Below are 20601 nucleotides of genomic sequence, written 5' to 3' on the forward strand. Positions count from 1 at the left end.
TGAAATTACAAACGCACATCGCGGGATAGAGCAGTAGGCAGCTCGTCGGGCTCATAACCCGAAGGTCACAGGTTCGAGTCCTGTTCCCGCTACTAGAAAAGCTTCAGAGAAATCTAGAGCTTTTTTTTATGCAATAAACTTAAGGTTGCATGAACATAATTAGAAAACAAACCTTCTGTGAAATTCTATTTTTGCCGTAATTAATTGGTATTAAAACGATAATACCTATATTTAGTTTAAATGAAATCAGACTTTAATCATACCAGACTTACCAAATTGAGGAAAATTAAAATGGTCATATATAAAAGATTCCTTTCATCGAGACAACCGATACAATCTAATTGAACTGAACAAAAAAATGATTATTAGACACGTCAAAATTGACGACATATTACAAATTCCATTAGTTATAAATTCAGTAACAGCAAAACACTTTATTTAGCCCTAACTTAGTAATAGACGAAGATTGCACAGAATTTACAGTAAGAGGAAAAGGTTGGGTTTGTGAAATTAATAATGAAATGGCTGGGTTTTCACTTGCACACTTGAAAGACAATACGATTTGGGCTCTATTTTTAAAACCTGACTTTGAAAAACAAGGAATTAGAAAATAACTTCACAACATTATCCTTGACTGGAATTTTAGCCAAACAATAAATAATGTTTGGCTAGAAACTTCCCCAAAGATTAAAGCGGAAAAATTTTATAGAAAAACAGGTTGGAGAAAAACTGGAATACGAAGAAAAAGTGAAATTAAATTTGAAATGACATCTAAAAACTCAACAAATAACAATAAACAAAAACAATGCTAGTACATATAAGCATACCAGCGATTTCTACCAATCACAGCAAGAGTGTTAAATTTTTAAAACCGCCAAGAAAACAAAAAAACATTAATTTAACCAAACTGTAGTTGCGTAAATTCCGCTACTTAATGAAGGCGATACGTTAATAATAATTGACAGATATAAAACATACGAAATGAAATTACGACCCATGTCTTTTATCCAAGCATCTCCAACAAAAATATAGTGTTGCGTCAAATTTTGGCCGCAGACATTAAAGACGTTATCGAAATTTCATTTTATGACTCTAATCCCGTCAAGAAGAGTAGTAGCCACGGAAAAGCAACAAAAAATTGATAAGCACTATAAATGCGGTAATTCAACACATTGGGGGTATTGTAAACAAAGCAACAAATAATATCGTAAAGACTTGTGGTTATTGTAGTGGACTTGATAAAGGAATTGGTGAACTTGGTTTGTGCTTTATTTATTACAACTAATTTCTGTTCAGTCCAAAACTTGTTGTAGAACATAGCTATTCGAAATATTATTTAAAAAAAGCCTGTAAGTTATAAATACTTTACAGGCTTCAAACAACTAAATTAATTAAAACGTACTTAAAAAAAAACTAAAAATTATTAAATCTAATTACTACAAAAACAGGGTTATTTTAACTTATACTAATCTTCGGAAACGATAGCTTTATTTTTATCTTGATTTACATCTAGTAAAATCGGAGTTCCAATATTATTTAACATAGTCATATTTAATGTATCCAACAGCGCCAAACTTTTGGACACTTGTCCGTAAAACATATTATAAGAAATATTCATTTCTTTCAATTTATTTAATTTTCCCAACTCCACTGGAACTTCTCCATTCATTTTATTATCAAACAAACTAAGGTTCTCAAGAGACTTTAAATTTGCAACTTCATGCCCTAGCTCTCCAATAAGTTTATTACTATTTAAAAGCAATACTTTTAATGTTTTTACATTATAAAGCGAATTTGGTATTTGACCCGTAATTCCATTATTGAATAAAGAAAGTACTTCTAAATTTTTCAAGTTACCAATTTGTTCTGGTAGTTCACCCGAAAGATTGTTCATATATAATGCTAACTGTTCTAAGTTATTCATTTCACAAATAGATACAGGAATAATTCCTGATAAATCATTAAATGAGATATCTAATACTTTAAGATTTTTTAAGTCTCCAACAATTGAAGGTATTTCTCCAGATATGTGATTTTTGTGTAAGTCTAATTCTTGCAAACTAACAAGATTGACAATATCATAAGGAATTTCGCCAACTAAATTATTATCGGATAAATTTAACGAAATTACTTTTTCTCCTTCTAGTTTAACTCCGTACCATGTAGATACAGATTTTGATAAATCCCATTTTGTTTTCCACTGACTTCCATTTGTTTTTTCGTAGAATTTAACCAACGCATCTCTTTCTGCAGGCGCAACATTGGCAAACATAGAAAAAGAAAGCACTAAAGTTAAAAATAGAGTAGTTACATTTTTCATAAGCTAAAATTTTTACTTTTCACACATCTAAATTTACATACTAACTATCTAATCGACAAATATAATCGATGAAATGCAACTTAATGTAGTTTATATATGTCTATTTCTTACAAAACAATAAAAATTATTCTTTAATAAAAATTATTATATTTGATTAATTAACCTTTAAAAACTTATTTTATGGACATTAATTTTCTAGCACTTTTAGTTGCTTCATTTTCTACGCTTGTAGTCGGGTTTGTTTGGTACAACCCAAAAGTTTTCGGAACAATTTGGATGAAAGAATCTGGAATGACCGAAGAAAAAATGAAAGGTGGCAACATGCTTGTGACTTTTGCAGTATCCTTTATTTATGCCTTTTTAATGAGTTTTGTAATTCAAATGCTCACAATTCATCAAACGGGTGCTTTAGGAATGGTTGGTGGTGATGACACCATCGCTAAACCTTCTTATGTCGCTTTTATGGCAGATTATGGAATGGCATTTAGAACTTTCAAACATGGTGCTTTACATGGTTTTATTGCAGGTTTATTTTTCGCCTTACCATTGATCGGAACTAATGCGTTGTACGAAAGAAGAAGTTTTAAATACACATTAATAACCGGAGGTTTCTGGATTGTATGCTTTATGATTATGGGCGGGATCATTTGTGCCTGGAAATAACAAAAAAATCAAATTAATCTCGTCTCATTTTTATAAGAAGACAAGTTTTTTATGCGATCAAATCAATAGCTTTTGCCAGGTCAAAATCTTTTTCAGTCACGCCATTAGCATCGTGTGTATTCAATCTTATAGAAACTTTATTATACACATTGAATATTTCCGGATGATGGTTTCTTTTCTCGGCCATCAATCCTACTTGAACAATGAATCCCAAAGCCTGTGTAAAATCTAAAAATTTAAATTTTTTTTCGATTGCATTATCAACAAATTTCCAATCTTTCAAGTCTTCTAATTGGTGCTGAATCTTTTCATCTGTATACTTTTCCATAATTTTTTTATTTATTAGCTAAAGTTAGTTAATTTCAAATCATATAAAAATACTTTAACTTTATTAACTAAATTTGACCAAACATTAAAATTCAATTTGAATCCATCTTATTCTTATAAAATTTACTCCTCAATAGATGAACTTCCAACAAATTGGGATGATTTAGCTACATCGACTATATTTTTATCCAAAAAATACCTGGAAGTATTAGAAAAATCATCTCCTGAAAATATGATTTGTCATTTTATAGGGATTTTTAAAAATGATCTTTTAGCCGGCATTGCTGTTTCCCAATTTTTAGATTTAAATAAACTGGAATCTTTTGGAGAACGTGATAAATGTATCAAAACTGCCCTAAGAAATTTTGCCTTCAAGAATTTTTGTTCCAATGTTTTATTAATTGGCAATAATATGCTAACTGGACAAAATTCTTTTGCTTTTTCAGATGAAATTGATAAAAAGGAAGCTATAAAAACATTAAAAAAGGCTTCATTATCGTTAAAAAAATTATTTGAATCCAAAGGAAAAAAAATACATATCACCTCGTTTAAAGATTTTGACGAAGAGGAAATCAAACACTTTGACATTTCAGAATTCAAAAATAATTATCAATTTTCTACACAGCCAAATATGGTTTTTACCATAAATGAACATTGGAAATCAGAACAAGACTACATAAATTCCCTTTCAAAAAAATATAGAGATCAGTACAAAAGAGCTCGAAAAAAAGCGGATGTGATTGAGAAAAGAAAGATGCATTTAGCGGACATAATCGAATATGAAGAAACTATTTATGACCTGTATATCCACGTAGCTAAAAATGCGCCTTTTAATACTTTTTTCCTGCCGAAAAATCACTTTAGAATATTCAAAGAAATTTTTCATGAAAAATTCCTTTTTTATGGTTATTTTATTGGCGAACAGCTAATAGGATTCAATACTTTAATTAAAAATGGTGATGTAATGGACACCTATTTTCTAGGTTATGACGAAAGCATCCAGCGCGAAAAAATGTTATATTTAAATATGTTATACGACATGATTGCCTATTCTATCAACAAAGGTTTTAAGGAAATTATTTTTGCTAGAACGGCTTTGGAAATCAAAAGTTCGGTTGGAGCAAAACCTTTAAAAATGTATGGATTTATTGCTCATAGTAATCGTATAATCAACTCACAGATGCCCAAAATTTTTAGTTATTTGGAACCGGAAACAATTTGGCAGGAACGAAATCCTTTCAAATAAAACCAAATTATTAATCTATTGAATGGCCACTTTCATTTGTTTGTGCAAAATTTCAACATCATACTCTGTTTCTGTGCCGCAATATTCACCGTCCATTTGAAAACTAACCGGAAAATTAGTTTTTATAGTTGCCTGATTCGTTGATATTATCTCGACATCATTAGACTCAATAGGCATATTTCCCGAAATAATTTGTCCAAAAACGTATAAGTCTAAGTTTTTCAAAATTACCAATTCAAACATTCCATCATTCATTACTCCCTGCGGATTAATAACAACTCCAGTCCCATATTTTTTAGAATTGGCAATTACAATCATTCTTGCAACACAATTTATAGTTTGATTGTTAGCGGTTATTGTTGCAGTAAAAGGCCCCTCAAAATCCATTAAAGTGTTTAATGCCTGTAGAGCATAGCCCAATTTACCTCGAATTGTTGCATTTTCATAGTTTTTAACAAGCTCTGCATTAAGGCCTAAATCACTCAGATGCAAACTAATTTTATCATTTATAGTAATAATATCTATTTCTACATAATCATTTAGAAATGCAATTTTAAGATTTTCTTCCAGAGTTAACATCAAATCCAAATCAACAGCCAAACCATTGGAAGAACCTGCCGGTAATATCCCAAGAATTACATTCTCTTTTTCCATTGCTTCAGCAACCATTTTTATGGTTCCATCACCACCAACAACGATAATTCTTTCTGATTTATAGGTTTTATGTAGCGTTTTTATGTTCACAACATCATTGACTCCTGAAGTATTATAAATCACAAGATTTAGATTTTCTTTTTCAGAAAAAATTAATGCAGCTTCAATCAATTCTGACTTATCTACATCTCCTGAAATAGGATTTACGACCATAATGATATTTTTTCTCAAAATTTAGCTACATTTAGTGATTAAAAAAATTGAATTTATAATTCCTCTCAAAAGTACGATAAATGAAGCCTATTTTAAAATTATATCGCGGATATGCAAATGATCAGGAATTAATTGTGATGGGACATGTTTTTAGACCAACGAGTACGAAAGATTATAATTTTCAGAAAAAAAACTTTAAAAATGCAGCTTCGGTAATCCGAATGTTTCGAATAAAAACACAGGCAAACGCTGATGTGTATCTACAACATAACCATATAAAGATCCATACAAAGACACTGGATGACGGCTATTTTAAATTTTGCGTTCCCTTAGACCAATTTACAAAATATGGCTGGATAGATTATACGGTAAGTATCATTTACAAAAACGAGAGAATAGAAACTACAGAAAGTTACATTCGTCCACATAAAGGAAATTTAGGAATAATATCTGATATTGACGACACTTTTTTGGTATCTAATACTGAAAATCCGTTTATGAAATTATACATCTTGTTATTTAAAAACATTGATAAGCGGAAAGTTTTTGAAGATGTTGTACCTCATTACCAAGCTTTAAGTTCGGCAGGAAGAAATAATAAAGAAGAACGAAATGCCTTCTTTTATGTATCGAGCAGTGAATGGAATTTATATCGTTTCATAGTAAAATTTACCGAAATTCATCAATTGCCAAGAGCTGTCTTATTGCTAAAGGATATCAAAACCAGTCTTACTGATTTTTTTATGAGCGGAAGAGGAAACCACAATCACAAGTTTGATAAAATAAAACACATTTTAGAATTTTATCCCAATTTAGAATATGTGCTACTAGGGGATGATTCTCAACACGATCCTTTCCTGTACGAAGCAATTTGCAAAATATTTCCAGTTACCGTAAAAGCAGTTTATATCCGACAAACAGGACTTCATAAAAAAGAAAAAGTAGAAGTAATCTTAAAAAATCTCGAGAGTTTAAATGTGTCCGTTTGTTATTTCAAAAATAGCAAAGAAGCTATTGCTCATTCAGAAATGATGGGTTTGATTTAATTTAGAGGCATCTGATATTGAGATGAATTTCATAATCACGATTACCTCACAATGATTTTATTTTAACTAAATATTGTAACAAAAACGTCAGGTTTCCTGTTTTTAAAAAGAGACCAAGAGAAGTTCTTTTATGAACATTAGAAACGTGACTTTTTTAGTAGTTGTGAAATCTCAAAATTAAAACATACAGCTGAATTAGCTAAAATTATCAATTTCTTCTTGAACGATTTCCCAATCTAGCAGCAATTTATCTAATTCTGCTTTTTTCTTGTTGTATGCCATAAAAAATTTTGCATCCTCAATATGTTTATCATAATTAGAAGCTAACATTTTATCGTCGTTCTGAATGTCTCGTTCCAGTTGCTTGATTTGACTCTCCACTTTACTCAATTTATTTTGCAATGCTTTACCCTTTTTCTGATCTTCATAGGAAGTTTTATTGCTCTCTTTTGGAGCAGAAGCTTTTATTGCATCTTTTTTCTCGACTTCACGCATATTCTCTAAATTACGTTGTTCCAAGAAATAGTTTATGTCGCCTAAATATTCTTTTATTTTTTGATCTTTGAATTCGTAAACTAAATTTGACATGCCTTGCAAGAAATCTCTATCGTGGGAAACTAGTAATAAAGTTCCACCAAATTTTTGCAAAGCTGCTTTCAGAACATTCTTGGATTTAATGTCCAAGTGATTGGTAGGCTCATCCATCAATAAGACGTTGATTGGCTGCAAAAGCAATTTACATAGTGCCAAACGGTTTCTTTCGCCTCCAGAAAGGACTTTTACCTTTTTATCTACATCATCACCACGAAACAAGAAAGAACCCAGCATATCGCGTACTTTCATTCGGTTTGTGTCTGCAGCAGCATCTTCCATGGTTTGTAACAAGGTAATTTCACCATCCAGATATTCCGCTTGATTTTGCGCAAAATAACCTAACTGTACGTTATGACCCAACTTTATCGTTCCTTGGTATTCGAATTCGTTTACAATTGCTTTGATAAATGTTGATTTCCCTTGGCCATTTTGTCCCACGAAAGCAATTTTGCTTCCACGCTCCACTAAGAGATTAATATCTTTCAAAATGGTTTTATCACCATAACTTTTGGTTACATTTTCGGCCTCGACAACTACTCTGCCAGGTTCTTTTGAAACAGGAAAAGTGATGTTCATTACAGAATTATCATCTTCATCGACTTCGATTCGTTCTATTTTATCGAGTTTCTTAATCATCGATTGTGCCATCGAAGCTTTAGACGCTTTGGCACGGAATTTTTCAATTAATTTCTCAGTTTCTTCAATCTTTTTAGCTTGATTTTTTTGTGTTGCCAATTGTTTCTCCCGAATTTCATGACGCAACTCTAAATATTGAGAATAGGGCTTATTGAAATCGTACGCTTTTCCAAGGGAAATTTCGATAGTTCTATTAGTCACATTATCCAAGAACATTTTATCGTGCGAAACAATCACCACAACACCAGGATAATTTCGCAAGAAACTTTCCAGCCAAATAATACTTTCGATATCCAAGTGATTTGTAGGCTCATCGAGTAGCAAAACATCGTTTGCCTGCAACAGTAGTTTAGCTAGTTCAATACGCATTCTCCAACCTCCCGAGAAAGTTTCGGTTTGATTATTGAATACTTCTCTCTTAAAACCTAGACCAAGAAGAATTTTTTCTGTGTCTCCAACATAATTGTATCCGCCTAATAATTCAAAACGATGTGTATAATCTGATAAATCCTCAATGATTTGGCTGTATTCCTCGCTCTCATAATCGGTACGAGTAACTAATAAATGATTAATTTCTGCGAGTTTATTTTCTACAATTTTAATATCTGTAAAAGCTTCATAAGCTTCTTCAAGAACGGTTCTCCCTTGTTCAAAATCGATATCTTGACGCAGGAATCCCATCCGTACTTCTTTCTCTTGAGCGATACTTCCAGAGTCAGGCGCAAAATCTTTTGCTAAAATTTTAAGCATGGTGGATTTTCCAGCACCGTTTTTACCAACGAGACCAACTCGATCACCTGCACCCAGACGAAAGGTGACTTCTTCAAACAAATAAGAACCTCCAAAAGAAACAGATAAATTGTGTATATTAAGCATAATTTGTGATAATGTTACATTGGTACCTTTTCTAAAAATGTACCTTTGTTAAAAATTTTTGCAAATGTTAAAAAAAGGATCCAAACTAAATAGTATTTTAACAGGAACTTGTCCTAAATGTCAGAATGAGAGTATGTATTTGGATAAAAATCCGTTGCATCTCAATAAAATCTTAAAAATGCATGAAAATTGCACCCACTGTGGATTTAAATATCAAATTGAGCCTTCGTTTTTTTACGGCGCAATGTATGTCAGTTACGGCCTAAATGTTGCCATTGGAATCGCCGCTTTCATAATTTCTTATGTTATCTTTAGCGCGTCAATAAAAGTGTCTTTTATCACTATAATTGTCTCACTTATTGTATTGTTCCCATTTGTATTACGATGGTCAAGAAATATCTACATAAATATGTTTGTTTCTTATAATCCTAATACAAAAATAAAATAGCATTATTTTTTTTCTTTAGGCAGAAATCGGTTGATATCAATTTCCTTGTTTAAAGGGGTTTTAAATTCAATAAAGTCAAATAGCGCTTTGGCCATTGCAGGTCCCAACATCACACCTCTAGTTCCCAAACCGTTAAGAATGTGTATTGATCCATAATTTTGATGTGTTCCCACCAATGGTCTTCTATCTTTGACCGTTGGTCTAACTCCGGCAAAATGCTCCACAATTTCAAAATCACAAGTTATAATTTCTTTAATTCTTTCGATTAGTTCAGTTTTCCCTTCTTCGGTGGGCAAATCAGTTTTATCTTTCCAATTGTATGTCGCACCAACTTTGAATAAATCATTTCCCAGTGGAAGAATAAACACACTCGTATTTACGATTACATCCAAATCAAGTCCAGTAGCTTTAATAATAAAAAGTTCCCCTTTTGTACCGTCTAATGGTAAATTCTTGAAATAAGGATTAGAATGCATTCCAAAACCTTCTGCAAAAATAATATGTTTTGCCTCTATGTTTTTATATCGAATACTATCGTTTTCTATCAGTAAAGCATCATAATCAAATGATTCTTCTAGAAATAATTTTTCCTTAATAAGATATTTTTTGTACTTATTCAGCAACAATGCTGTATCTACATAACCAGTTTGCAGTACTTCACCATAATCATTAGGAGAATCAATCCCTTGGTATTTCTTAAAGATCAATTCAGTAGAAAGAAAAGGAGCCAGCGCTGTTTTATCTGAGGCAGCAAACCAATTATTTTGTTCTTCAACAGAAAAAAATTTCCTTAAAATTGGCTTCTTAAAATCCATTTTGCATTTTAATTTATGTTCTAAAACAGTATAGAATTCATTCATAAGAAGCAATTGCTCTTGGGCCTGCCATACTTCACTAAAACGTTTTAATATAACAGGATTATACAATCCACCCGCAATCTTAGAAGAATTTTGAGAATTATTATCAAGGACATAGATGGATTTATCATTTTGTAAAGCTTTTTCAGCAAATGATATTCCTGCTAATCCCGAACCTATTATTAAATAATCAATCATCTGTTGTAGTATCTTTTAAAAACCACAAAGGTAGTTTATTAAAATAAAAAAAACTCTTACCGCTATAGTAAGAGTTTTTTGTAATCTAAAATATGAAATTTAGTAATTCCACATATCTTGTTCGAAATTTCGAATTTTTTCTTTCACTCTTTCTGATTCCAATAATTGATTCTGAGCATTATCTTTCATGTATTCAGCAATTGATCTATCTCCGTAAACATTTTCTTCTTTGTAAATGGTACTGTTGAAACGCCTAGAATTTAAAATTTGATCAAAAGAAACCGGCATAGCAGAATTTTTATCATTGAAAGCTTTTGCTTCATGCAAAACTTCTCTGGCAGATGGGAAAAAGATCCAAAACAATTCAATATAATCTTTTTCATCACTGTTCATCGTATAGACATCCGGTGTAACTGGACAAATCCCTAACAACCGATATTTTAATTCACTTTGACGTTTATCAAAATACCAATATCCCTTAATTTTATATTGCGTAACATCCTGAGCTGTTAAATCTTGTTTCAAAATATTCTCAGCAGACACTGCTTGACCAGCATTTATTTGCTCTCTACCAACATCTGTCGTATCAATACGGGAAAGCGAACCTTGAATGTCTTTTATAGATTTTTTGGTGTTAAAATAACTATCAGTATAAACTTCAGTAATTTTTCCATTTTTCATAGCTTTTGTCAACACATCGTATAAAGAGCGTCTATCTGAGCCAATATTTGCAGTATCAATTGGAAAATACAAGGAGAAATTTATCTTCTCACTTAAATCAATAATTTCCCAAGTTGTTTTACCCATCAATACGTCTCTATCGTGAACATAACCATATGCCAAAGGCTTATCATTATCCGAAATAAGTTGTGCAGCGGATTTTAAACCTATTTGATCCGGGGTTTTAGCATTAAGCAAATTAGATTGTGCTAGAGATGTAAAACTCCAAGTGATAGAGATTATAGCTATTAAAAAATTTCTTACATTCATCATTATATCATAATAAGTTATTGAAGTATGTTTTGCTTAAAAACGTACTTATTATTGTATTTCAAAAATTACCGGAGCAGTTCTAGGTAATAAATAACTACCCGCACCTACAAGCTTAGTTTTAATTTCGGAAATAGTAACCTGATCACCTCTTCCAACTTTAGAAAGAACCGCTTTACATTGTGCATTCAATTTATTTCCGGGAACTACTACAGTAGGCTGACCAGTAACTTTAAAATTAAATCCAACAACATTTAAACCAACTTCAAAATCGAAATCAACTAATTTTGCTCCAATAGTTGCGATTTCTAAATTTGATTTAGGACCTTTTACAACTCCCATTTCTCCTCTGATTGTTCCAGCAGGACCGGGAATACCTTTTATTCTAAACGATTTTTTATCGGAAACTTTAGAACCATCAGGAAGCGTAGCAGTCACATTAATAACTGTTTCTGTTCCTCCACCAGGGCTCATATTATACTTACCGCCACCCGCTGAACTTAAACCAGGTGCAGAAGCTGAAACTTTATCAGCTGAAACCCCAGCAAAAGAAATAGTCATAGGATTAACAACACCTCTGTAAACTACATTCATTTTATCAGCAGAGATCGTAGCAGATTTTGGCCTTGCTACAACAACGTATTTATCTTTAATAGGTAAGCTTACAACTTTACCATTTTCATCAAAATTGAAAGAACCTCCTATTGGATGCTCGCCAATGCTTCCCGCTCCAAAAGAGAAATTAGCCTGACCTGCTTGAGCTGCAACACTTGATCCGTTTACAATTACTGATTTAGCTTTTAATGAAGGATCGAATTTTCCAAGAATAATTTTTCCTTTAACTGCTTCACCTTGAAAGAAAACAGATTTTTCAAGAACTACTATCGGTTGGTAAGCCGTAAGAGAAGCTGCTGCAACCAAATCTGATTGAAACATCCCTGTCATAACATCACTTTCGGTAGTTTTAATATCCGCTTGCAATTGAGACAATTTAGTAATTGTAGCAATAAGTGGGTATCCTTTATAATTGTAATCGATCCAAGCTAATTTAGCACCTGCTTTTTCAGAATAAACGGGTTTAGTTGCAAAACGAGCTTCAATTTTTTTCATTTCTGAATCAGCTACTGAACTTCCACCAATTTGTTTGATTTGAGTTGAATAATTATTCACTTTATTTAAAAATTCCTGACCTTGTTTAGAAACTTTATCTCCAGTAAAAAACATTCTGTCAATTAAATCTCCCTTATCCATTTGCTCGTAAGGCAGATTTCCTTCTGCATCTCTTACGAATTTTTTAGTAACAGTTGTTTTAATATTTTCTATATAATCGTTAAATTCTTTAGAAACTGCCCTGATCTTCTCTACTTTAGCTTTTTTGTCACCAAATTGCCCTGGTTGATCTACCGCTTTTTGAGATAATTGCTCAAAAGAAGATTGATTTCTAGTATCTGTTATAGAGTTAGACTCTACTATTTTATTATTCAAAATTCCAAATGCTGATAACACTTCTTTGGACATATTTAATGCTAACATTGCGATAAAAACCAAGTACATTAGGTTAATCATCTTCTGTCTAGGGGTTAATTTTCCTCCTGCCATATTTTCTACTAATTAGTTTATTATTTTTATATAGTTTGAAACTAATTATCCTTTGTTATTCATTGCAGAAAGCATTCCGCCATATACATTGTTAAGTGATGACAAGTTAGATGTTAAAGACTGCATTTGATCTTTTAATTTTAAATTATTTTCAGCAACTTCTTCGTTTATTTGTGCATTTCTTGAAGCGCTTTGCAATTGAATTTTATACAAACTATTTAAAGATTCCATTTGGGCTGCTGCCAAAGTCAACTCTTCACTATATTTTTTGGTTGAATTAATAGAATCTACTGTTGGTGCAATCCCTTTTGCAGCTGATTCGAAATTTTTGATACTACTTCCTAAACTAGCCATTAATTCTCCATCAATTTTAGCGTCTTTTAACATTGCATCTAATTTTTGAGATAACAATCCTTGAGCCTCAGCTGGAGCTGACTCTACTTTTACTGTTTTTGTTTTTGCTTGACCATTTGCCAATTCAGGATATACTAAAGTCCAGTCTAAATCATCATCAACATCTTCAAAAGCAGAAAGAGCAAAAATCGCTGCCTCAACAACTAATCCTATTGTCAACATTAAATTTCCTGTAATAATCCCAAATTCAAGATGTGTAATTTTGAATAACGCACCGATAATTACCACTGCCGCTCCCATTCCGTATGCGAAATTCATTGTTTTTTTGCTAAGTATTCCCATGATCTTTTTTTTAAGGTTTATTTGATAAATTTGATTTGGTCAGTTTATTTAATTTTATTTTGCTTTTTTACCGTTTCCAGTTGTTTGCAATCCCATGTAATCTTGAACAGTTCTGAAACCGATAAAACTTCTTGCAGAATCAGCATATTCAAAATCTCTAGTACTTACTTGTAAGAAGTAAGAAACATCTTTCCATGATCCTCCACGAACAACTTTACGCTTGTTAGAAGCATCCAATACATTTGGATTCATTGAAGAAACGTATTCATAGGCATTGGGATCGTAAGAAGAATCAGTCCATTCAGACACATTTCCTGCCATATTATAAAGATTATAACCATTTGGCTCATACGATTTTGCCTCTACAGTGTACAAAGCTTCATCTGCTGCATAATCACCTCTGTTGGGTTTAAAATTAGCAAGAAAACAACCTCTGTCATTTTTAGTATAAGGTCCGCCCCAAGGATAAGTAGCTGATTCTAAACCTCCTCTTGCTGAATACTCCCATTCTGCTTCCGTTGGCAATCTGAAAGAGTTAATCAAATCGCGACCTTTCTTTTTAGATTTGATGTAGGTATTTTTATTTAAAGTTCTCCAAGCGCAAAAAGCTTTGGCTTGTGTCCATTTTACTCCTACAACCGGATAGTCACCATACGCTTTATGCCAAAAATAGTCATTATGCATAGGTTCGTTGTACGAGTAAGCAAAATCTTTAATCCACACAGTTGTGTCTGGATAAACATTCACTTCTTCCGTTTTTATAAAATCTTTTCTTTTTCCAACTTTAGCTTTGGCTGCAGCCTGAATATCCATCCAAGAGTAACGGAATTTTAATTTATTTACGTCAATTGTACGTAATCCATTGTAAGACGCTTCTATAGGTAAATACATAGAATCCATCACTTCAGTATAATACTCATCTGGATACAACTTCGTGTCTTTAATAAGTTTTACTTTTTTGTTTAACTTTCTTCCAGCATAAGGATCATCCGCTGTTCCTACGCTATAATAATTATCATACATATATTTATCGTAAGCGGTCATTTTTTCAGGATCTGAATCGTTAAAAGCAAAATCACCAATACTACCGGCATTTTTACCTTTACCTTTTGTTTCTCCCGCTTTTTGTCCACTTTCGTCCGCAAGAATTGCCAAACGAACTCTCATCGTAGAATCTTTTACCCATTCAACGAATTGACGGTATTCACTGTTAGTGATTTCGGTCTCATCCATGTAAAAGGAACGAACAGTCACTGTTTTTGTAGGAGCATCCTCAACATCAGCTAAATCATCATCTGATTTACCCATAATAAAAGCACCTCCAGGCACTAAAGTCATCCCATAAGGTTTTTCAGGATGCCATTTTCCTCCATTAATACCAACTAATTCTCCTTTATCGCTTGACTTACCACAGCCAATTAATAGGGTCAAAATTGCCGTAAATGCAATGAACTTCTTCATATAAATTTGGATTATCTATTCATTATTTTTAAGGGTGTAAACCTATTTATTATTTATTTAAAAAACAATCTTTTCTCACTAAACAACCTGTTTTTTATAAAATATTGTTAATAAAGCACCAAAAAACTTATAATATATTTTTTCTTTGTGCTTTCCACCATCTTTCTGGCAATTCTTGATTGCATGCCAATAAATATTCATCGTAAGAACATGGTAATAACGTATTTCTTTTTAATTTATTATTTCCGTTTGAAATAAAAGGAATTTCTATCCACCAACGGTCGGTTTTATCACTTTTGTAAAAAACAAGTTCTTCTTCTTCTAATGGGACTATGTATTTGATGTAATTCTCTCGACTTCCGTAAGGATATTCATAAGAACGATAATGAAAACCTTCAATAAAATACCAAATTATTTGCGCCATTATAACCGATTCTTGTGCTGAATTATTATGATTAAAAATCCCTAACAAGGACACTTTATCACTTATTCCAGCATATCTGGATAACGAACAAATCTCTTTACCATTAAATCCATTAGGAGTAAACGAAATAAAATTTCCTGAATCGGAGGATTTAATAGAATTCAAATCAATACTTACTAAATCTGCATCTCTAAAAACAGGTTCCGAAAGAGAAATATTCTTAGATACCTCACCTAATCTATAAGCATCAAAAAATAATTTTTCTATCAAATCAATCTCCTCTTGGGAATTATAATACGTTTGATAACCAATATTACAATAATTGAATAGATTGTTAGGTTCATCAATAATTATTTTTGTCAAATAAGAAGAGGTCGAAACTTCTTCACTTTCTTTTCCAAAATCAAATTTATTATCAATAGAAACCAAGTTGACCATCTGGTCTAAATTATCATAAGCTCTATAAAGTGCATAAGTTAAGTCTTGAGAACCCCCAATAACAATGGGAATAATCTTTTTCTTGATTAAACTTGCTACTACTTTCTTCAGCGCAAAATAAGTGTCATCGCTTGAATTTCCAGCAAGAATATCGCCTAAATCAGCAATAGAGGCATCCCAATTCCCGGGAAACAATCCATACAATTCTTTCCTTAACGGTATTAAATCGACATAAGAAATCGCATTTTTATCGCCACGGTTTTCCAAAACGCCTATTACGGCAATTTTAATCTTGTTTAAATCAGGGAATTGATCTTTTGTATGCAAAACAATTTTACTCCCCAATTGCTGAGAAGTCAATCCGCTTATGTAGTCAAGGATTTCATTATCTACTGGTTTTAGAAAATCAAATTCCATTTTATTTCTTTTTATCCTATTCCAACTCTTTCCTAAGCGAGAGAGAAATGAAACTGGAATTAATTATTGTTTTTTACTTTTTTACCGCCGGTTTCTTAACAGCTGGTTTTTTTGCGACAGCTTTCTTCGCTGGTGTTTTTTTAGCTGCTACCTTTTTAGCAGGTGTTTTTTTTGCAATCATTTCCTGAACTTCGGCTAATGTCAATTTTGTGGCATCAACATCCTTACTCAATTCAATTTTGATTTTCCCTTTGGTAATCACCGAACGTCCCCAACGGGCTTTTTCAACTAAAATTCCTTCTTCTTCCCAATTATGTAAAACCTTGTCTATATTTTTCTGCAATTTATCTTCAATTAAAGCTTCCACATCGGATTGTGACAAATTATCAAAATCATATTTCTTGCTTACGTTAATAAACAAACCGTCCCATTTGATGAAAGGACCAAAACGACCCGTTCCTTTTTGAACGCCTTCGCCTTTATAAACTGCTATTGGCGCATCAGCCAGAGCTTTTTCGTCAATTAATTCCTTTGCTCTTTCTAAATCTATGTCCAAAGGGTTTTCACCTTTTGGCAAAGAAACAAATGCTGCTCCGTGACGAATGTAAGGACCATAGCGACCATTGCTTACCTCAACTTCTTCGTCTTTATATTCTCCAAGATTTTTTGGCAACAAAAACAAATTCAAAGTTTCCTCTAAAGTTATATTTCCAATATTTTGATCTGACATTAAACTGGCGAACTTTTTCTCTTCATCATCTGCAGCTCCAATTTGAGCCATTGGTCCAAATTTCCCTAAACGCACCGAAACTGGCTTACCTGTTTTTGGATCCGTTCCTAAAATTCTTTCACCGCTTTCACGCTCTGCATTCGCCTCGACATCTTTTACCGTTGGGTGAAAATTATCGTAGAACTCCTGCATCATTTTTGTCCATTCAATATTTCCTTCTGCAATTTCATCAAAATCCTGTTCCACTTTTGCAGTGAAATTATAATCAAGAATATTTCCGAAATTTTTAACCAAGAAATCAGTAACAATAGTTCCAATATCTGTCGGAACTAATTTTCCTTTGTCAGAACCCGTATTTTCTTTTAGCAACTTCTCTCCAACTTTTCCTGATTGCAAAGTCAGTTGCGTATAATTACGTTCTTGTCCATCAAGATTTCCTTTCTCTACATAATTTCTGTTAATAATTGTAGAAATTGTTGGCGCATAAGTAGAAGGACGGCCAATTCCCAATTCTTCTAATTTTTTCACCAAAGACGCTTCTGTATACCTTGCAGCCGCGCGAGAATATCTTTCCGTAGCAGTGATGTAATTATTTTGTAATTTTTCGTTGACTTTCATTGCAGGCAACATGCCTTCATGCTCCTCTTCATCATCATCATGACCTTCCAAATATACTTTCAAAAAACCTTCAAAAAGTAATACTTCACCTGATGCGGTAAAAATTTCACCGTGATTATTCGCTTCAATTTTCACGTTAGTACGTTCTAATTGCGCATCACTCATTTGCGAAGCCAAAGTTCGTTTCCAAATCAAATCATACAAACGCGCTTGATCTCTGTCGATATCTACCGTATGACGTGACATATCCGTAGGACGAATTGCCTCATGCGCTTCTTGTGCTCCTTTACTTTTATTGACAAAAGTTCGAGGTTTACAAAACTCTTTTCCGTAGGATTTGATTATTTCTGCCTGAGCAGCTTCCATCGCATCTTTGGATAAATTCACACTATCTGTTCTCATATAAGTGATGAGTCCGGCTTCATACAAACGTTGTGCGAGTTGCATCGTAATTCCAACAGGTAAATACAATTTTCTCGCCGCTTCTTGTTGTAAAGTTGAAGTGGTGAAAGGTCCTGTTGGTGATTTTTTAGTAGGTTTAGTTTCTAAATCTGCTACCTTATATGTACAACCAATATTTTTATTTAAAAAACCTTCAGCTTCTTTTTTTGTATTGAAATTTTTAGGAAGTTTTGCTTTGAATGCTTTGCCTGCTTCATTAGTGAATTCTGCTACAATAGAATACGTCGCTACGGCTTTGAAATTCTGAATTTCTCTTTCGCGCTCTACGATCAAACGAACGGATACTGATTGTACGCGTCCTGCAGAAAGTCCACCTTTTATTTTTCTCCAAAGTACTGGTGACAATTCATAACCAACTAATCTGTCTAGAACACGACGTGCTTGTTGCGCATTGACTAAATTATAATCGATTTCTCGTGGATTATCAATCGCTTTTAAAATTGCTGTTTTAGTAATTTCGTGAAAAACAATTCGCTTAGTTTTGGTTTTGTCTAATTTTAATTCTTCGGCAAGATGCCAAGAAATAGCTTCTCCCTCGCGATCCTCATCACTTGCTAACCAAACCATTTCGGCATTCTTGGCTAAAGTTTTAAGTTTGGAAACCAACGCTTTCTTATCAGCAGAAACTTCATATTTAGGTTTAAAACCATTTTCTACATCTACCCCAATTTCTTTGGAAGGTAAGTCGGCAATATGCCCATAACTCGACTCCACTTGGAAATCACTTCCCAGAAATTTTTCAATTGTTTTTGCCTTTGCAGGTGACTCAACTATAACTAAATTCTTTGCCATGTCCCGATTGTTTATGTCGGCAAAAGTATATGATTTTTTTAAATTTTGAGTTTTTTAAATTTTAAAAGTCAAAATTCTCGTTGAAATGCGAGTTTAAGATGACCTGAATTGGATTAAATTTCGAAGAATTAAATTGCAAATAATAAAAATCTTATAGAACAATTAACAACAATAATTTTAATTCGAATGCCTTAACCCCGGTTAAAGTGAAAATCCCAGAGTCGCGATGGCTTACATTTTTTATAGCTGCAAAGCGACCAAAGGAAGCTCTTGCAGGTATTTAAAAATGTTGCCAACGAGAGGAGGAATTGTAACGGAAAGCGGGAAATTGCTTCTAAAAACGAACCCGTTTAAAATCACTTAAAACAATGTTAAATCTTCGGCTGACATCTTGTCATATTTATTTGAATTGCCTTATCTTTGCACTTTGAAAATATAAGATGGAAAAGATTATTGAAGAAAGCAAGCAGGGCGAAAGTCTTGTTTTAGAACATAAACCCGAGAATACTAAAAAATTATTTATAGAAAGTTATGGCTGTGCGATGAATTTTTCGGACAGTGAAATTGTAGCTTCTATTTTATCTGGAAACGGGTATAATACGACGCAAATTCTGGAGGAAGCCGATTTGGTTTTGGTCAATACTTGTTCTATTCGGGACAAAGCTGAGCAAACAATTCGCAAACGTTTAGAAAAATATAATGCTGTAAAGCGTATTAATCCTAAGATGAAAGTAGGCGTTTTAGGCTGTATGGCGGAACGATTAAAAAGTCAGTTTCTGGAAGAAGAAAAAATTGTCGACCTTGTTGTAGGTCCTGATGCGTATAAAGATTTGCCGAACCTTTTGCAAGAAGTGGAAGAAGGTCGCGATGCAATTAATGTGATTTTGTCGAAAGACGAAACCTATGGCGATATTTCGCCGGTGCGATTGATGAGCAACGGAATTACGGCTTTGGTTTCTATCACCCGTGGTTGCGATAATATGTGTACGTTTTGCGTGGTGCCTTTCACCCGTGGACGCGAACGCAGCCGTGAACCGCAAAGCATTATGAAGGAGATTCAGGATTTGTGGGAGAAAGGTTTTAAGGAAATTACACTTTTGGGACAAAATGTGGATAGTTATTTATGGTACGGCGGTGGATTGAAAAAAGATTTTGTAAATGCAACCGAAATGCAAAAAGCTACTGCAGTTGATTTTGATCAATTGTTAGAAATGGTGGCTATTGGTTTCCCAAAAATGAGAATCCGATTTTCGACTTCAAATCCACAAGATATGCATGAAAGCATCTTGCACGTGATTGCAAAACATCCTAATATTTGCAAGCACATTCACTTGCCAGTTCAGTCTGGAAGTAATAGAATTTTGAAAGAAATGAATCGTTTGCATACACGCGAAGAATACATGACTTTGATTGACAAAATTAGAACTATTATTCCAAACGGATCGATTTCACAGGATATGATTAGTGGTTTTCCAAGCGAGACCGAGGAAGATCATCAAGATACCTTGAGTTTAATGGAATACGTAAAATATAATTTTGGTTATATGTATTCGTATTCAGAACGGCCGGGAACCTTGGCAGGAAGGAAAATGGAAGATGATGTTACCGAAGAAACTAAAGCGCGAAGATTGCAGGAAATTGTTGATTTACAACAAAAACACGCTTGGTTGCGCGCTGAGGAATTCATTGGTCAAACAGTGGAAGTTTTAATAGAAAAAGTTTCAAAAAAATCTACCGAAGAATTTTCAGGAAGAAATTCCCAAAGTATCACTGTGGTTTTTCCAAAAGAGAATTATAAAATTGGGGATTTTGTCAATGTGAGAATTTTAAGTTGTACCAGCGGAACTTTGAAAGGAGAAGCTGTTGGTTTCAGCGAAATGAATTAAAAAATTAGCT

At 33.1% G+C, this 20601-nt stretch carries 18 protein-coding genes and 1 tRNA gene; 7 read left to right on the forward strand and 12 right to left on the reverse strand.

What is annotated here, in order from left to right; genetic code table 11:
• The first annotated feature begins 19 nt into the window (after positions 1 to 19).
• Positions 20 to 92: transfer RNA gene (locus tag C4S35_RS03145), tRNA-Met, on the forward strand.
• Positions 93 to 893: 801 nt separating this feature from the next.
• On the opposite strand, the gene C4S35_RS15785 is transcribed toward C4S35_RS03145, so the two are convergent.
• On the reverse strand, positions 894 to 1043 hold the full coding sequence (locus C4S35_RS15785; RefSeq protein WP_208618859.1) for a hypothetical protein: 150 nt from the start codon (positions 1041 to 1043) through the stop codon (positions 894 to 896).
• Positions 1044 to 1138: 95 nt separating this feature from the next.
• On the opposite strand from C4S35_RS15785, the gene C4S35_RS15545 reads away from it, so the two are divergent.
• Positions 1139 to 1285, forward strand: a complete 147-nt coding sequence (locus C4S35_RS15545; protein WP_159916627.1) for a hypothetical protein — start codon at positions 1139 to 1141, stop codon at positions 1283 to 1285.
• A 180-nt stretch (positions 1286 to 1465) separates the two neighbouring features.
• Here the strand turns inward: C4S35_RS15545 and C4S35_RS03155 are convergent, their stop codons facing one another.
• Complete coding sequence (locus C4S35_RS03155; RefSeq protein ID WP_103998793.1) at positions 1466 to 2320, reverse strand: leucine-rich repeat domain-containing protein; 855 nt, start codon at positions 2318 to 2320, stop codon at positions 1466 to 1468.
• Positions 2321 to 2500: 180 nt separating this feature from the next.
• Here C4S35_RS03155 and C4S35_RS03160 point away from each other — a divergent pair, with 180 nt between their 5' ends.
• The gene (locus C4S35_RS03160; protein WP_103998794.1) at positions 2501 to 2983 is read left to right on the forward strand and encodes a DUF1761 domain-containing protein; all 483 of its coding nucleotides are present in this window, start codon (positions 2501 to 2503) and stop codon (positions 2981 to 2983) included.
• A 49-nt stretch (positions 2984 to 3032) separates the two neighbouring features.
• Here C4S35_RS03160 and C4S35_RS03165 read toward each other — a convergent pair whose 3' ends face one another.
• Positions 3033 to 3311: a 4a-hydroxytetrahydrobiopterin dehydratase gene (locus C4S35_RS03165; RefSeq protein WP_103998795.1), complete on the reverse strand. Its 279-nt coding sequence runs from the start codon at positions 3309 to 3311 to the stop codon at positions 3033 to 3035.
• 96 nt (positions 3312 to 3407) lie between these two features.
• On the opposite strand from C4S35_RS03165, the gene C4S35_RS03170 reads away from it, so the two are divergent.
• The gene (locus C4S35_RS03170; RefSeq protein ID WP_103998796.1) at positions 3408 to 4556 is read left to right on the forward strand and encodes a GNAT family protein; all 1149 of its coding nucleotides are present in this window, start codon (positions 3408 to 3410) and stop codon (positions 4554 to 4556) included.
• A gap of 15 nt (positions 4557 to 4571) precedes the next feature.
• Here C4S35_RS03170 and C4S35_RS03175 read toward each other — a convergent pair whose 3' ends face one another.
• Positions 4572 to 5441: a diacylglycerol/lipid kinase family protein gene (locus C4S35_RS03175; protein WP_103998797.1), complete on the reverse strand. Its 870-nt coding sequence runs from the start codon at positions 5439 to 5441 to the stop codon at positions 4572 to 4574.
• Between the two features lie 62 nt (positions 5442 to 5503).
• On the opposite strand from C4S35_RS03175, the gene C4S35_RS03180 reads away from it, so the two are divergent.
• Positions 5504 to 6469: an App1 family protein gene (locus C4S35_RS03180; RefSeq protein WP_103998798.1), complete on the forward strand. Its 966-nt coding sequence runs from the start codon at positions 5504 to 5506 to the stop codon at positions 6467 to 6469.
• A gap of 195 nt (positions 6470 to 6664) precedes the next feature.
• Here the strand turns inward: C4S35_RS03180 and C4S35_RS03185 are convergent, their stop codons facing one another.
• Positions 6665 to 8575: an ABC-F family ATP-binding cassette domain-containing protein gene (locus C4S35_RS03185; protein WP_103998799.1), complete on the reverse strand. Its 1911-nt coding sequence runs from the start codon at positions 8573 to 8575 to the stop codon at positions 6665 to 6667.
• 64 nt (positions 8576 to 8639) lie between these two features.
• Here C4S35_RS03185 and C4S35_RS03190 point away from each other — a divergent pair, with 64 nt between their 5' ends.
• The gene (locus C4S35_RS03190; RefSeq protein ID WP_103998800.1) at positions 8640 to 9023 is read left to right on the forward strand and encodes a DUF983 domain-containing protein; all 384 of its coding nucleotides are present in this window, start codon (positions 8640 to 8642) and stop codon (positions 9021 to 9023) included.
• A 2-nt stretch (positions 9024 to 9025) separates the two neighbouring features.
• On the opposite strand, the gene C4S35_RS03195 is transcribed toward C4S35_RS03190, so the two are convergent.
• From C4S35_RS03195 to topA, 7 genes are all read right to left on the reverse strand, one after another.
• Positions 9026 to 10078: an NAD(P)/FAD-dependent oxidoreductase gene (locus C4S35_RS03195; RefSeq protein ID WP_103998801.1), complete on the reverse strand. Its 1053-nt coding sequence runs from the start codon at positions 10076 to 10078 to the stop codon at positions 9026 to 9028.
• Positions 10079 to 10177: 99 nt separating this feature from the next.
• Positions 10178 to 11068, reverse strand: coding sequence for a type IX secretion system ring subunit PorN/GldN (gene porN / locus C4S35_RS03200; protein ID WP_103999094.1), 891 nt, complete (start codon positions 11066 to 11068; stop codon positions 10178 to 10180).
• Between the two features lie 51 nt (positions 11069 to 11119).
• Entirely contained in the window at positions 11120 to 12667 is a 1548-nt protein-coding gene (gene porM / locus C4S35_RS03205; protein WP_103998802.1) for a type IX secretion system motor protein PorM/GldM, read from the reverse strand.
• A 45-nt stretch (positions 12668 to 12712) separates the two neighbouring features.
• Entirely contained in the window at positions 12713 to 13363 is a 651-nt protein-coding gene (gene porL / locus C4S35_RS03210; protein WP_103998803.1) for a type IX secretion system motor protein PorL/GldL, read from the reverse strand.
• Positions 13364 to 13417: 54 nt separating this feature from the next.
• Positions 13418 to 14824, reverse strand: a complete 1407-nt coding sequence (gene porK, locus C4S35_RS03215; protein ID WP_103998804.1) for a T9SS ring complex lipoprotein PorK/GldK — start codon at positions 14822 to 14824, stop codon at positions 13418 to 13420.
• Positions 14825 to 14951: 127 nt separating this feature from the next.
• Positions 14952 to 16103 (reverse strand): formimidoylglutamase, encoded by a 1152-nt coding sequence (locus C4S35_RS03220; protein ID WP_103998805.1) that lies wholly within the window; start codon positions 16101 to 16103, stop codon positions 14952 to 14954.
• A gap of 73 nt (positions 16104 to 16176) precedes the next feature.
• On the reverse strand, positions 16177 to 18705 hold the full coding sequence (gene topA, locus C4S35_RS03225; RefSeq protein WP_103998806.1) for a type I DNA topoisomerase: 2529 nt from the start codon (positions 18703 to 18705) through the stop codon (positions 16177 to 16179).
• A gap of 440 nt (positions 18706 to 19145) precedes the next feature.
• Between topA and miaB the strand changes: the two genes are divergently transcribed.
• Positions 19146 to 20591 (forward strand): tRNA (N6-isopentenyl adenosine(37)-C2)-methylthiotransferase MiaB, encoded by a 1446-nt coding sequence (gene miaB / locus C4S35_RS03230; protein ID WP_103998807.1) that lies wholly within the window; start codon positions 19146 to 19148, stop codon positions 20589 to 20591.
• Positions 20592 to 20601: the final 10 nt, after the last annotated feature.

It is taken from the genome of Flavobacterium urumqiense (assembly GCF_900108015.1).
Lineage (GTDB): Bacteria > Bacteroidota > Bacteroidia > Flavobacteriales > Flavobacteriaceae > Flavobacterium > Flavobacterium urumqiense.